Annotated in this window: 1 pseudogene; it reads right to left on the bottom strand. The window is 66.5% G+C overall.

The features are described from left to right. Positions 1–313: pseudogene (locus EN818_RS31420) on the bottom strand (DUF1499 domain-containing protein); the annotation flags it as partial. Positions 314–331 lie beyond the last annotated feature (18 nt).

The raw sequence follows: 331 nt of genomic DNA, 5'->3' as shown, positions 1-331 counted from the left end.
GATAGATCGTCGCCCAGTAGGCGGCGATGCCGAAAGGGGCTAGCACAAGCAGCGCCAGCAGCGCGCCGATGCTCAAGTCGCGGCCGCCGCGATCGCCGAAATTCCAAAGTCTCGACAGGGCAAGCCCGGCCAGCAGCAGCGCAAGCGCCGCCAGCAGCGCGACGATCGCCAGCACCCACAGAAATGGCGGCGTGTCGGTAAGATCGAGCCGATAACCCGCAAGCGCGGTCAGCAGGAGCACGAGCGAGAATGCCCCGATCCGCCGCGACCAGCCGGCCGCCTTCGACGTCTGCCGTTCAGGAATTGTAGCCATCGTCTGCCGCATCACCCC

The organism is Mesorhizobium sp. M3A.F.Ca.ET.175.01.1.1 (assembly GCF_004791945.1).
Classification (GTDB): domain Bacteria; phylum Pseudomonadota; class Alphaproteobacteria; order Rhizobiales; family Rhizobiaceae; genus Mesorhizobium.
Note: the sequence above shows the minus strand (reverse complement) of the source record. Positions and strands in the feature narration are given on the sequence as shown.